Annotated in this window: 10 protein-coding genes; 7 read left to right on the top strand and 3 right to left on the bottom strand. The window is 67.1% G+C overall.

The window, feature by feature from the left end:
* The coding region (locus LH128_RS10275) for an aldehyde dehydrogenase (NADP(+)) (protein WP_008829559.1) at window positions 1-1,364 on the bottom strand (1,364 nt) is incomplete at its 3' end.
* Between the two features lie 111 nt (window positions 1,365-1,475).
* Between LH128_RS10275 and LH128_RS10280 the strand changes: the two genes are divergently transcribed.
* Window positions 1,476-2,231: a FadR/GntR family transcriptional regulator gene (locus LH128_RS10280; protein ID WP_008829560.1), complete on the top strand. Its 756-nt coding sequence runs from the start codon at window positions 1,476-1,478 to the stop codon at window positions 2,229-2,231.
* 257 nt (window positions 2,232-2,488) lie between these two features.
* On the opposite strand, the gene LH128_RS10285 is transcribed toward LH128_RS10280, so the two are convergent.
* On the bottom strand, window positions 2,489-3,802 hold the full coding sequence (locus LH128_RS10285; RefSeq protein ID WP_036524260.1) for a sugar MFS transporter: 1,314 nt from the start codon (window positions 3,800-3,802) through the stop codon (window positions 2,489-2,491).
* 156 nt (window positions 3,803-3,958) lie between these two features.
* Between LH128_RS10285 and LH128_RS10290 the strand changes: the two genes are divergently transcribed.
* The 6 genes from LH128_RS10290 (at window position 3,959) to LH128_RS10315 (ending at window position 12,601) form a co-directional block, all read left to right on the top strand.
* Complete coding sequence (locus tag LH128_RS10290) at window positions 3,959-5,110, top strand: aldose epimerase family protein (protein WP_008829562.1); 1,152 nt, start codon at window positions 3,959-3,961, stop codon at window positions 5,108-5,110.
* Between the two features lie 21 nt (window positions 5,111-5,131).
* Entirely contained in the window at window positions 5,132-6,928 is a 1,797-nt protein-coding gene (locus LH128_RS10295; RefSeq protein ID WP_008829563.1) for an IlvD/Edd family dehydratase, read from the top strand.
* Between the two features lie 155 nt (window positions 6,929-7,083).
* Window positions 7,084-7,938: an SMP-30/gluconolactonase/LRE family protein gene (locus tag LH128_RS10300; protein WP_008829564.1), complete on the top strand. Its 855-nt coding sequence runs from the start codon at window positions 7,084-7,086 to the stop codon at window positions 7,936-7,938.
* Window positions 7,939-8,058: 120 nt separating this feature from the next.
* Window positions 8,059-9,261 carry an efflux RND transporter periplasmic adaptor subunit gene (locus LH128_RS10305; protein WP_008829565.1) on the top strand — a complete coding sequence of 401 codons (1,203 nt, stop codon included), beginning with the start codon at window positions 8,059-8,061 and terminating at the stop codon, window positions 9,259-9,261.
* 8 nt (window positions 9,262-9,269) lie between these two features.
* Complete coding sequence (locus LH128_RS10310; protein WP_008829566.1) at window positions 9,270-11,219, top strand: MacB family efflux pump subunit; 1,950 nt, start codon at window positions 9,270-9,272, stop codon at window positions 11,217-11,219.
* A gap of 5 nt (window positions 11,220-11,224) precedes the next feature.
* Entirely contained in the window at window positions 11,225-12,601 is a 1,377-nt protein-coding gene (locus LH128_RS10315; protein ID WP_008829567.1) for an efflux transporter outer membrane subunit, read from the top strand.
* Here the strand turns inward: LH128_RS10315 and LH128_RS10320 are convergent.
* The coding region (locus LH128_RS10320; RefSeq protein WP_008829568.1) for a tetratricopeptide repeat protein at window positions 12,587-13,552 on the bottom strand (966 nt) is incomplete at its 5' end. The genes LH128_RS10315 and LH128_RS10320 overlap by 15 nt on opposite strands.

Raw genomic sequence — 13,552 nt, forward strand, 5'->3', positions numbered from 1 at the left:
GTCGAGGGGAACGGGCCGCCGTGGACCATCGCGTGGCACACTTCGACGCCGGTGGGCCAGCCGTTGACGAGGATGCGGCCGACCTTGCGCTCCAGCACCGGCAGGACGCGGGCGGCGGCGCCCTCGTCGGCATCGTCCATGTGGAGGGTTGCGGTCAGCTGGCCTTCAAGGCCTTCGAGTACGGTCAGCAGCTCGGCTTCGTCCTTGCAGCGCACGACGATCGAGGAGGCGCCGAACACTTCGTCGCCCGCCGCCTTGTCCGCAAGGAACTGCGCGGCCGAGGTCTGGAACAGGATCGCGCCGCCGGTGGTGACGCTGCCCTCTTCGCCCTTGGCCAGCGTTTCGACGCCGGGAAGAGCTTGGAGCGCAGCGACGCCCTTGGCGTACGCTGCGGCGATGCCGGTGGTCAGCATGGTCTGCGGCTTGGCTTCCGACACGCCGGTGGTGGCGGCGGTTACGAAGGCATCCAGCCCCTCGCCCTCGACGGCAAGGATCAGGCCGGGATTGGTGCAGAACTGGCCTGCACCCATCGTCAGCGAGCCGACGAAAGCCGCGCCGAGCACTTCGCCGCGCGCCTTGAGCGCCTCGGGAAGCAGCAGGACGGGGTTGATGCTCGACATTTCGGCATAGACCGGGATCGGCACTTCGCGCGCCTGCGCGAGCCTGGCGAGAGCAAGACCGCCGCCACGCGAACCGGTGAAGCCGACCGCCATGATCGCCGGGTGCTGCACGAGCGCCGCGCCCAGTTCGTTCGAGGGACCGACGAGGTGCTGGAACACGCCCTCGGGCAGACCCGCATCCTTCACCGCCTTGGTGATGGCGGCAGCGATCAGCGCGCCGGTGACCGGGTGCGCCGGGTGGCCCTTGACGACGACCGGGCAGCCCGCCGCCAGCGCCGAAGCGGTGTCACCACCCGCCGTCGAGAACGCGAGCGGGAAGTTCGAGGCGCCGAACACTGCGACCGGACCGACCGGGATCATGCGCAAGCGCAGGTCCGGACGCGGCAGCGGCGCGCGGTCGGGCAGCGCGGGATCGATACGAAGCTGCTGCCACTGGCCTTTGCGCACGACGTCGGCGAACAGGCGCAGCTGACCACAGGTACGACCACGCTCACCCTCGCCGCGACCGCGCGGCAGGCCGCTCTCGGCGATGTAGGCTTCGATCAGCGGCTCACCGATCGCCATGATCTCGTCAGCGATTCGCTCGAGAAACGCAGCGCGCGTCTCGCGATCGGTGGCGCGGTAGGTGTCGAACGCAGCAGCCGCGGCGGCGCAGGCAGCGGCCACATCAGCGGTGGTGCTGATGGCGAGCGGCTCACCCTGAGGCTCACCGGTAGCGGCGACGATGGAACGAAATTCAGTCATTGGGCACTCCCTATTTACTCCGACATATTTCCTGTGCGAGCGAAACGCAATGTTTGTCGTTCCTTCTCGTGCAAACCGCTGTTAGTTTCGCTCCCGGAGGAGCCCATACCTGTGCCAGATGCCGATTTGACGACCGCCGACGAAAACATCAAACAGGGCGAGGAAGCCCGAGGCCCCGGCCGCAGACTGCACGGAGCCATTGCACACAAGCTCGGCACCGCCATCTTGTCAGGCAAATATGCTCCCGGCGACATTCTGTCGGGCGAAGTCGCCTTCGCCGAGGAACTGCAGGTCTCCCGGAGCGCCTACCGCGAGGCGATCCAGGTGCTCACCGCCAAGGGCCTCGTCGCGAGCCGCCCCAAGGCCGGCACGCGCGTCCTCCCGCGTGATCGCTGGAACCTGCTCGACCCCGAAGTGCTCGGCTGGGCCTTCGCAGGCGAGCCCGACATCGAATTCGTCCGCAGCCTGTTCGAACTGCGCGCCATCGTCGAACCCGCCGCTGCCCGCCTCGCCGCCCAACGCCGAGATAAGGCCGACCTGAAAGCGATGAAGGACGCCCTCACCGCCATGCGCCGCCATACCCTCACCACCGAGGCCGGACGCGCCGCTGACCGCGACTTTCACAAGGCCATCCTTCAGGCGACGCGCAACGACGCGCTTCTGACCCTCAGCGCCTCGATCGGCGCGGCAGTGAACTGGACCACGCAGTTCAAGCAACGCGCCCGCGCCCTGCCGCGCAATCCGATCCCGGATCACGTCAAGGTCTACGACGCGATCGCCGCAGGGGATGCTGCTGCTGCTGCGGAGGCGATGAACGTGCTGGTGGATCTGGCTCTGGAAGATACGCGTAGCTCGATGGAAGATTGAACAAGGGGAATTCGCAGGGGTTTACCACCCCTGCACCCCGTATATCGTCGAGGTCACGCGCGCCGCCTCCTCATCCACGAGGGTGAGCCGGGAGACTGAATAGCCTGCGGCGCAATAGAGCACCGAGACTGCTGCGCGCACCTCGTCGCCAAGTCCACGGGGTGCAGGGGTGGTAAACCCCTGCGACTTCCTCTTGCTTCTTAAACAAAAAAAGCCCCGACGATCTCTCGCCGGGGCTTTTTTGCGTGCCTGAAGCGTTATTCGAAAGTCGCTTCCGGCGGCGGCACCGCGTTGGTCGGCTTGCTGCCCCACAGGGCGTAAAACAGCACGTAGAGTTCGCAAGCCGCCGTCAGCAGGAACGAGGTCTGCAGGCCGTAGTTGTCGGCCAGCCAGCCCTGCACCACGACCAGAGCGCCACCTGCGATCGCCATGACGAGCAGGCCGGAACCTTCCTCGGTCAGCGGGCCGAGGCCCTTGATGCCGAGGGTGAAGATGGTCGGGAACATGATCGAGTGGAACAGGCCGACGAGGATCAGCGACCACATCGCCACTTCGCCGTGGGCGAACACCGTCACCATCATCACCGCGAAGGCCCCGATCGAGAAGAATGCCAGCACCTTGCCCGCGTCGAAGCGCTGCATGACCAGCGACCCGGCGAAGCGACCGACCATCATGCCGCCCCACAGGAACGACAGGTACTTGCCGGCCTGCTCATGCGTCAGGTTGGCGATGTCAGGCTGGCTGACGAAGTTCACGAAGAGGTTGGCGACGCCGATTTCCGCGATCAGATAGATGAAGATCGCGGGCACGCCGAACACCAGGTTGCGGTGGTTCCAGAGCGAGAGGTGCTTGCGCTCCTCCTTGGCGGCGCGCGAGTCGGCCGAACCCATAGCGGGCAGCGGGAACTTGGCGATGATGACCGCGAGGATCACCAGCACCACGGCGACGAGCGCGTAAGGCAGGATCACCGAGTGGGCGTCCGCCATGCGCTCGGCTTCGGTCAGGACGGTCCCGGCGGTCGCCGTGCCACCCTTGGAACGACCGAGGATCAGGTAGGCCCCGAAGAGCGGCGCCAGCATCGTGCCCGCCGAGTTCAGCGCCTGCACCAGATTGAGGCGCGAGGACGCGGTCTCCGGTTTGCCGACGACAGCGACGTAGGGGTTCGCGGCCACCTGCAGTAGGGTGATGCCGCTGGCGATGACGAACAGCATGACGAGCGTGACGCCGTAGGACGGGATGCTCGCTGCCAGCATCATGCCGCATGCGCCTGCAGCCATGATGAGCAGGCCCGCGACGAGCGACTTCTGATAGCCGATCCGCTCGATCAGCTTGGCTGACGGGATCGAGGCCACGAAGTAGGCGATGAACCATACCGATTCGATCAGTGTCGTCTGGGTGTAGCTCAGCTCGAATACGCTGCGCAGGTGCGGCAGCAGCGTATTGTTGATGACGGTGATGAAGCCCCACATGAAGAACAGGCTGGCGAGCAGCGTAAGCGCGGGACCGTAGCGCACGCCTGCGGGCTGGGCGTGCAGCACCGGGGCGTCGGTGGATGAGACCACTGGGGGCATGACATTCCTCTCGATAGCGACGCCGGACGACCACTTGTACCGTGAACCGGCTTGCGCTCTTTCTATTTGTCGGACTATATGCGCGAAGCGGCGTCGTCAATGGGGCGCGTCTTCGTACAAGAATCGAAATCTCACCGAAATGCGGGAGCTAAGGGAATGAGGAATCCGGTCAAGGCCATCACGACGGCAGCGTCGGTTCTGGCACTGGCATTCGGCGCCAATGCCGCGCTGGCCACCGAAGCGACGCAGGCGAGCGCGGGCAAGCTGTCGAACGGCAGCGAAGTCACCGCGGTGACGCTGACGGCAGGTAACGGCGTTTCCGCCACGATCCTGACCTTCGGCGCGACGCTGTGGAAGCTGAATGCGCCCGATCGCGACGGCAAGACCGCCGACGTCCTCGTCGCCTACGACAAGCTCTCCGACTTCGAGACGCGCCCGAACTTCTGGGGCGCAACCATCGGCCGCTACGGCAACCGCATCGCCGACGGCAAGTTCACGCTCGATGGCAAGACCTACCAGCTTCCCGGCAACGACCACGGCCAGTCGCTCCACGGCGGCGGCAAGGGCTTCGATGTGCAGAACTGGAAGCTCGAATCGGTGAAGTCGGGCAAGGTGGCGACGGCGGTGTTCTCGCTGGTCAGCCCTGACGGCGATTCCGGCTACCCCGGCACCGTGAAGGCGAAGGTCACCTATTCGCTCGACGAATCCGGCAACCTGCAGATCGTCTTCGACGCGACGACCGACAAGCCGACCGTGCTCAACATGACCAACCACGCCATCTTCAATATGGCGGGCGAAGGGTCGGAGCGCGATGCGATGACCAACGTGCTCACCCTCCCGGCGAGCAAGTACACTCCCGTCAACGAAAAGCTGATCCCGACCGGCGAACTGCGCGCCGTCGAGGGCACGCCGTTCGACTTCCGCAACGGCAAGCCGGTCGCCGTGGGCCTGCGCGACGGCAACGACCAGCAGATCGTCTACGGGCGCGGCTTCGATCACAACTTCGCGCTCGACAAGGGCCAGACCAAGACCCCCGAACTCGCCGCCCGCCTAGAAGACCCCGTCTCGGGCCGCGTGCTGGAACTGCTGACGACCGAGCCTGGCGTCCAGTTCTACTCCGGCAACTTCCTCGACGGCACCTTCATCGGCAAGCAGGGCCACCTCTACCGCATGGGCGACGGCATCGCGCTGGAACCGCAGAAGTTCCCCGACAGCCCCAACCACGCCAACTTCCCGAGCACCCGCGTCGATCCCGGCAAGCCGTACCGGCATGTCATGATCTACCGCGTCACCACTTCTCCGCGCTGAACCGGACCAAAGAAAACAACCATGACCGAAACCCCTGCTCCCAAGCTGCGCTCGCGCGCCTGGTTCGACAATCCCGACAACATCGACATGACCTCGCTCTACCTGGAGCGATATCTGAACTTCGGCCTCAGCCTTGAAGAACTGCGTTCGGGCAAGCCGATCATCGGCATCGCCCAGTCGGGCAGCGACCTTAGCCCGTGCAATCGCCACCACCTCGTGCTGGCCGAGCGCATCCGCGAAGGCATCCGCGAGATGGGCGGCATCGCTCTGGAATTCCCGGTCCACCCGATCCAGGAAACCGGCAAGCGGCCCACCGCCGGGCTCGACCGCAACCTGTCGTACCTTGGCCTCGTCGAGGCGCTCTACGGCTACCCGCTCGACGGCGTGGTGCTGACCACCGGCTGCGACAAGACGACCCCGGCGATGCTCATGGCCGCCGCGACCGTCAATATCCCCGCCATTGCGTTGTCGGTCGGCCCGATGCTCAACGGCTGGCACAAAGGCGAGCGCACCGGTTCGGGCACGATCGTCTGGAAGGGCCGTCAGATGATGGCGGCGGGCGAACTGGACGCGGACGGCTTCATCAAGCTCGTCGCCTCCTCGGCGCCCTCGACCGGCTACTGCAACACGATGGGCACGGCGACGACGATGAACTCGCTGGCCGAGGCGCTGGGCATGATGCTGCCCGGCTCGGCGGCGATCCCCGCGCCTTACCGCGACCGCCAGGAATGCGCCTACCACACCGGCAAGCGCATCGTCGACATGGTGCGCGAGGACCTCAAGCCCTCGGACATCCTGACCCTCGACGCCTTCCACAACGCGATCGTCGTCAACGCCGCGATCGGCGGTTCGACCAACGCGCCGATCCACCTGGCAGCCCTCGCCCGCCACGTCGGCGTGGACCTGCCGCTCAAGGACTGGGAGCGCCTTGGCCACAAGATCCCGCTGCTGGTGAACCTGCAGCCCGCCGGTGAGTATCTGGGCGAGGACTACTACCACGCGGGCGGCGTCCCCGCCGTCGTCGCGCAGTTGATCGGCCAGGGACTGATCCAGGAGAGCGCCCTCACCGTCAACGGCAAGACCATCGGCGACAACTGCCGTGACGCCACGATCGAGGACGCCAAGGTCATCAAGACCTTCGACGATCCGCTGGTCGAGGAAGCGGGCTTCCTCGTCCTGTCGGGCAACCTGTTCGACGCGGCGATCATGAAGACCAGCGTGATCTCCAAGGAGTTCCGCGACCGCTACCTCTCGAACCCCGAAGACCCGGACGCCTTCGAAGGCCCCGCCGTGGTGTTCGACGGTCCCGAGGACTACCACCACCGCATCGACGATCCCTCGGTCGGCATCACCCCCGAGACGCTGATGTTCATGCGCGGCGCGGGGCCGATCGGTTACCCCGGCGCGGCTGAAGTCGTGAACATGCGCCCGCCCGCCTACCTCATCACCGAGGGCGTCAGCGCCCTGCCCTGCATCGGCGACGGCCGCCAGTCGGGCACTTCGGGGAGCCCGTCGATCCTCAACGCCTCGCCGGAAGCGGCGGCGATGGGCGGCCTCGCGCTGCTCCGGACCGGCGACCGGGTGCGCATGGACCTCAAGGCAGGCAAAGTGGACGTGCTGATCTCCGACGAGGAGATGGCGACGCGCCGTGCCGAGATGGAGGCCGCAGGCGGCTACCAGTACCCCGCCTCGCAGACGCCGTGGCAGGAAATCCAGCGCGCCCTCGTGGGGCAGATGGATACCGGCGCAATCCTCGAGGGCGCGGAAAAGTACCAGCGCATCGCCCAGACCATGGGCCTGCCGCGCGACAACCACTGAGGCCGCGAAGAGGCCCGCCCCCAACCCCTCCCGCAAGCGGGAGGGAAGACATGAAGATACCCCTCCCGCTTGCGGGAGGGGCAGTGAGACTTGGTCCGCAGGACCTAGTCGCAGCGGGGTGGGCCTCCTTCACCCCCGACCGGGAGAGACTGCGAATGACCCTCTGGCGCAAGATCGAGCGCGACGTGCGCGACACCCTCGGCGAAGGCGCGCTCTGGTGCGAGCGAGATGGCGCGTTCTACTGGGTAGATATCCTCGCCCCCGCCCTCAACCGGCTGACGCTGGCCACCGGCGCCATTGAACGCTGGGACATGCCCGCGCCGCTCGGCTGGGTGGCTCCGCGTGCTTCCGGCGGCTTCCTCGGTGGTTTCCGCGACGGCGTCGCCGCGATCACCCTCGATCCGCTGACCATCGGCGAGCGCTCCAACCCCGAGCCGCACCTGCCCGGCAACCGCATGAACGACGGCAAGGCCGACCGCCACGGCGCCATCTGGTGCGGCACCATGGACATGGCCGAGGAGGAAGTCTCCGGCTCGTTCTACCGCCTGTCGCCGCAGGGCGACTGGCAGGTCATCGACACCGGCTACACCGTGACCAACGGCCCGGCGTTCTCGCCTTGCGGAAACTGGCTCTACCACACGGATTCCGGACGCCGTACGATCTACCGCTTCGCCCTCGACGCAAGCGGCGCCCGTGATCGGCAGGAATTCATCCGCTTCTCCGAGGACGACGGCTATCCCGACGGCATGACCACCGATGCGGAAGGGTTCCTCTGGGTTGCCCACTGGGACGGCGGCCGTATCAGCCGCTTCGCGCCCGACGGCACCCGCGACCGCTCGATCGAGCTGCCCGCCAGGCGCATCACCAACATCGCCTTTGCCGGGGAGAACCTCGACCGCATGTTCGTGACTTCTGCGGCAACGGGCCTGCCGGAATCGGAATTCGACGGCGCGCTCTACGAGGTCGATGCGGGCGTGATGGGTACGCCCTCAGGTATCTATCAGGGCTGACCGGCCGGACCGGTCGGCTCCGGCACAGTCGCGCTTTGTCGCAGGGATGGGCGCAACCGTTACACATTGCTACCAAAATCCCTGCTTACAAGCTGCCTTCCAGCGGCCATACGAAGCAGCATGTTCACCACTCGTCGCATCGTGATCGGCGGCGTCGTACTCGGCGCGTGCGTTCTCCTTCTTGTCTGGAAGCTGTTCCTCGCCGCTCCGGCCGAGCCTGACGTCGCGACCGTAAAGGTCGCGCGCGGGGCGCTCGAACGCACCGTCGAGGCGACGGGCACGCTGGAGCCGAAGGAACTCGTCAGCGTCGGCGCGCAGGTGTCCGGCCGTCTCGACGAACTGAACTTCGAGATCGGCGACGTGGTCCACAAGGGCGACCTCATCGGCCTGATCGATCCGCGCACCCAGACCAACAGCCTGGAGACCGCCCGCGCCGACCTTGCCAACATGCAGGCGCAGGCCGCATCGGCAAAGGCCACGCTGGCGCGCACGCAGCTTGCCTTCAACCGCCAGAAGATGCTTGGCGCCGGCGAGGCGACATCGCAGCAGGACTTCGAGACGGCACGGCAGGAACTGCAGTCCGCCCAGGCCAGCTACGACGCCCTGCAAGCGCAGATCCGCGCCGCCAGCGTCAGCGTCAACACCGCCGAAGTGCAGCTGGGCTACACCAAGATCACCGCGCCGATGGACGGCGTCGTCGTCGCCGTCGTCACCAAGCAGGGCCAGACCGTCAACGCCAACCAGTCGGCGCCGACTATCGTGATCCTTGCCAAGCTGGACGTGATGACGATCAAGGCCGAGGTCTCGGAAGCCGACGTCATCAACGTGAAGCCCGACCTGCCGGTCTACTTCACCATCCTCGGCGATCCCGACAAGCGCTACGAGGCCAAACTGCGCATGATCGAACCGGCGCCGGAATCTATCGTCGATGAAGTCAGCTCCAGTTCCAGCAGTTCCTCGTCGAGCAGTTCGTCCTCCAGCACCGCGATCTATTACAACGCGCTGTTCGAGGTGCCCAACGAGGACAACCGCCTGCGCGCGCTGATGACCGCCAAGGTCACCATCGTCCTCGACCGCCGCGCCAATGCGCTGACGATCCCGGCCACCGCGCTCGGCGCGAAGGGCAAGGATGGCACCTATGCCGTCCGCGTGAAGACAGAAGACGGGACAATCGAGAGCCGCAAGGTCAGGATCGGCCTCAACAACAACGTCAACGTCGAGGTCCTGTCGGGCCTCAAGGAAGGCGAGAACGTCGTCATCGGCGAGGCCAAGGCCGATAGCGGAACGAGCGGTCGCCGCCGCATGGGGCCGCCGGGCTTCTGAGGCGGGTGATGGAACCCGCCCCGCTCCTCTCGCTCTCGCACGTCCGGCGCGAGTATCCTTCGGGTGACGGCGTCTTCGCGGCGCTCAAGGACATCGACCTGACCATCGAGGCCGGCGAGATGGTCGCCATCGTCGGCCAGTCCGGTTCGGGCAAGTCCACCCTGATGAACATCCTGGGCTGCCTCGACCGGGCGACCTCGGGATCGTACCGGGTCAACGGCCGCGACACCGCAAAACTGGAGCCCGACGAACTGGCCGCGCTGCGCCGCGAGCACTTCGGCTTCATCTTCCAGCGCTATCACCTGCTGACCGACCTCTCGGCGCTCGGCAACGTCGAGGTTCCGGCGATCTACGCGGGCAAGCCGCGCGGCGAACGCGCGTCGCGCGCAGCGCAGATCCTGTCCCGTCTCGGCCTCGGCGAGCGGACCGGGCACCGGCCGGGCCAGCTTTCGGGCGGCCAGCAGCAGCGCGTCTCGATCGCGCGCGCGCTGATGAACGGCGGCGAGGTGATCTTCGCCGACGAACCCACCGGCGCGCTCGATTCCGCCAGCGGCGTCGAAGTCATGGCGATCCTCGGCGAACTTCACGCCGAAGGCCACACGGTCATCATCGTCACGCACGACATGCACGTCGCGGAGCACGCCGAGCGCATCATCGAAATCCGCGACGGCGCAATCATCGACGATCGCCGCACCTCCGAACCCAAGACCGCGCCTGCCCTCGCCCCACCGCCGACCGGCGCCAGCGGCTTCGGCCAGCTTGCCGACCGCTTCCGCGAGGCGTTCCGCATGGCCGTGCTCGCCATGTCGGCGCACAAGCTGCGCACCTTCCTGACGATGCTGGGCATCATCATCGGCATCGCCTCGGTGGTCTCGGTGGTGGCGCTGGGCAACGGGTCGCAGGCCAAGATCCTCTCCGACATATCCGGGCTCGGGACCAGCACGCTCACCGTCTACCCCGGCAAGAGCTTCGGCGACATGCGATCGGGCAAGATCCAGACGCTCAAGGACAGCGACGCGGAGGCGCTCGGCCAGCTCTCCTACATCGACAGCGTGACGCCCAGCGTCTCCACCAGCGTGACCGCACGCTACCGCAACGTCGCAGCCACCGCGCAAGTCAGCGGCGTCGGCGCCGACTACTTCCGCGTGCGCGGCCTGACGCTCAATTCCGGCAGCCTGTTCGATACGCAGGCGGTGCGCGAACTGGCGCAGGACGCGGTGATCGACGAGAACACGCAGAAGACCCTGTTCCCCGATGGCGAGGACCCGCTCGGCAAGGTCGTGCTGCTCGGCAAGGTTCCCGTGCGTATCGTCGGGATCGTCGGCACCCAGCAGCAGGGCTTCGGCGGCAGCGACAGCCTGACCGCCTATGTCCCCTACACCACCGCGATGAGCCGGATGCTGGGCCAGAGCTACGTCTCCAGCATCACCGTGCGCATCAGCGACAATGTCTCGACCTCGGCGGCGCAAGATGCCGTGACGCAGTTGCTGACCCAGCGGCACGGCACCGTCGATTTCTTCATCAGCAACTCCGACGACATCCGCGCCACGATCACCAGCGCCACGCAGACGATGACCCTCCTCGTCGCCGCGATCGCGGTGATCTCGCTGGTCGTCGGCGGCATCGGGGTGATGAACATCATGCTGGTCTCTGTCACCGAACGCACCGCCGAAATCGGCGTGCGCATGGCGGTGGGCGCGCGCCAGTCCGACATCCTCCAGCAGTTCCTGATCGAGGCGATCCTCGTCTGCCTGATTGGCGGCGTGATCGGCGTCGGCCTGTCGCTGGCGCTGGGCGTGGTGTTCTCCTACTTCGCCTCCGACTTTGCGATGGCCTATTCGACCACGTCGATCGTCGCCGCCTTCGCCTGTTCCACCCTCATCGGCGTCGTGTTCGGCTTCCTGCCCGCGCGCCGAGCGGCCCGGCTCGACCCGGTCGACGCCCTTTCGAGAGACTGACGACGATGCGCCCTCACCTCCTTGCCGCGCTGGCCCTGTTGCCGCTGACCGCAGGCTGCGGCGGCGTGGTCCGCTCGCACTATGCCGCGCCCGCCGTGCCGGTCGCCGCGAACTGGGATGCGGGCGTGCTTGGCGCGCCGCAGAAGGTCGGCGCACCGTGGTGGAACGAGTTCGACGATGCCGCGTTGACCGCCCTTGTCGACCGGGTCCTTGCCGACAATGCCGACCTCGCCGCCGCCGGGCTACGCCTCAAGCGCGCGAAGCTATCGTCGGACCTCGCACGGCAGGCATTGTTGCCAAGCCTGTCGGCCAATGCCTCATCCGACGCGTCCAAGGCGCTGGAAGGCGGCTCGGCGTGGAGCAAGAGCAGTTCCGCCTCGCTCGGCGCGTCGTGGGAGATCGACCTGTTCGGCCGCCTCGATGCGCAGGCCGACGCTGCCCGCTGGGAAGCGCAGGCCACCGCGCAGGACCTTGCCGAAACCCGCCTCGCACTCGTCAGCACCACGGTTCAGGCATGGTGGCAGCTCGCCTATGCCAACGAGCAGATCGCGCTGGGTGAACAGAGCCTTGCCTATGTACGCCGGGCGCTGGAACTGGTGCAGCGACAATACGATGCGGGCGCCGTCTCCCGCCTCGAACTGCGCGACGCGCAGCAGACCGTCGCGTCGCAGGAGTCCTCGCAAACGCAGCTGGTGCAGGCCCGCGTCGAAGCGCTCAAGACGATCGCCGCCCTGCTCGCCCGGCAGGATTACGATGGACAGGAACCTCAGGCGCTACCCCAGGCCGACCTCCCCGCCGTCGCTGCAGGCGTCCCTGCTTCCCTGCTCGCCAACCGCCCGGACCTTGCCGCCGCCGAACTGCGCCTGCGCTCCACGCTGGCGACGAGTGACGCAACGGTCGCGAGCTATTACCCCAGCTTCAGCCTGACCGGCGCGCTCGGCACGGCCAGTTCCTCGCTGCTCAAGTTCTTCACCAACCCGGTCGCGAGCCTCGGCGGCGCGCTATCGCTGGCGGAGCTGAACCCGGCCAAGGTGCGCCTCGCCACCGGCGTCGCGCGTGCCGACTACGACATCGCCGTGCAGGACTTCCGCCAGACGTTCTACGATGCCCTGCGCGACACGCAGGTCTCGCTCTCGGCGCGCGACCAGTACATCCGGCAGGCTCAGTTCGCGGCGCAGAACTTCGATGCCGCCGTCGACGCCGAGGCCCTGTACGAGCGGCAGTACCGCGCAGGGCTCATCCCCCTGCGCTCCTGGCTCGACGCGCAGGAGCGTGCCCGCAGCGCGCGTAGCAGCCTCATCCAGAACCGCTACAACCGGCTGGTCGCGCAAGTGCAGGTCTATCAGGCCCTCGGTGGGCAGGTCCCCTCAACGGGAAGCTAGCCGCACCGCGTTCGCGCTCACGCGCCGGTCGATCATCGCGGCAACTTCGGGATCGCCTTTCCATGCGGCGCGAATCCGCGGGATCAACGCCGCGTCGCCCCAGGCCTCGTTCGCCCGATCGGCCGCCTGCAGGAGGCTGACCACCGATGCCCGCTCTCCCCGCAGCGACGCGACGAGCACCGGCCACGCCCGGCTGCGCGATCCATCCGCTACATCCGCCAGCGCCTGTTCGTAGACCACGTCAAGCAGCCGTCCCTGCCCCGCATGGGTCAACTCGCCAGCCTTCGCCAGCAACCGCGCATCCGCACGCGAACGGGCGAACCGGGTGAAGTGGCGGACGTAACCCGCGTGGTCGCCATCGACTAGCGCGATCACCGCCAGGCAGTCCTGCGCGACCGGAAACTCGGGATGAGACGCAGCGATGTCTTTCAGCGTCGCGACACCGATCGCGTCCTGTCCCGCCGACCACCGCGCCCAGGCCAGGTCGGTACGGATCGGCAGGGAGCCGGGCTCCAGTACCGCCGCGCGCTCCAGTTGCGCCAGCGCCGCTCCATGATCGCCATGGTCGCTGAGGATATTGCCGTACCAGAAGTGCGACAGCACATCGTCTGGATCGAGTGCGAGCGCGCGGGCGAAACGCCTCTGCGCCTGCGCGAAATCGTGGTCTCGCCAATAGGCGATGAAGCCCAGCAGGCGATGGCCCGAAGCGAGGTCGGGATCGAGCCGCACCGCCGCCGATGCCGCTTCCCGCGCCTGCCGAAATGCATCGGCGTCGTTCCTGCCGCCGAACTCGCGCGAGAGAATCAGCGCTTCGGCAAGGCCGGCATGGCCCGGCGCGAACCCGGGCGCCTGGGCCGTCACTCCCTCGAGCAGCCCGATCGCCCGCTCCAGCCCCGCCGTCTCTCGGTCCGCGACGAGATCCTGTGCCACCAGCAACCGCCCGCCGATGGT

Origin of the sequence: Sphingomonas sp. LH128, from assembly GCF_000293195.2 — a bacterium.
Taxonomy (GTDB): domain Bacteria; phylum Pseudomonadota; class Alphaproteobacteria; order Sphingomonadales; family Sphingomonadaceae; genus Novosphingobium; species Novosphingobium resinovorum_A.

Coding starts and splice junctions, on each gene's coding strand:
- LH128_RS10285 (WP_036524260.1), bottom strand. CDS start 3,802: ATGCCCCCAGTGGTCTCATCCACCGACGCCCCGGTGCTGCACGCCCAG.
- LH128_RS10290 (WP_008829562.1), top strand. CDS start 3,959: ATGAGGAATCCGGTCAAGGCCATCACGACGGCAGCGTCGGTTCTGGCA.
- LH128_RS10295 (WP_008829563.1), top strand. CDS start 5,132: ATGACCGAAACCCCTGCTCCCAAGCTGCGCTCGCGCGCCTGGTTCGAC.
- LH128_RS10300 (WP_008829564.1), top strand. CDS start 7,084: ATGACCCTCTGGCGCAAGATCGAGCGCGACGTGCGCGACACCCTCGGC.
- LH128_RS10305 (WP_008829565.1), top strand. CDS start 8,059: ATGTTCACCACTCGTCGCATCGTGATCGGCGGCGTCGTACTCGGCGCG.
- LH128_RS10310 (WP_008829566.1), top strand. CDS start 9,270: ATGGAACCCGCCCCGCTCCTCTCGCTCTCGCACGTCCGGCGCGAGTAT.
- LH128_RS10315 (WP_008829567.1), top strand. CDS start 11,225: ATGCGCCCTCACCTCCTTGCCGCGCTGGCCCTGTTGCCGCTGACCGCA.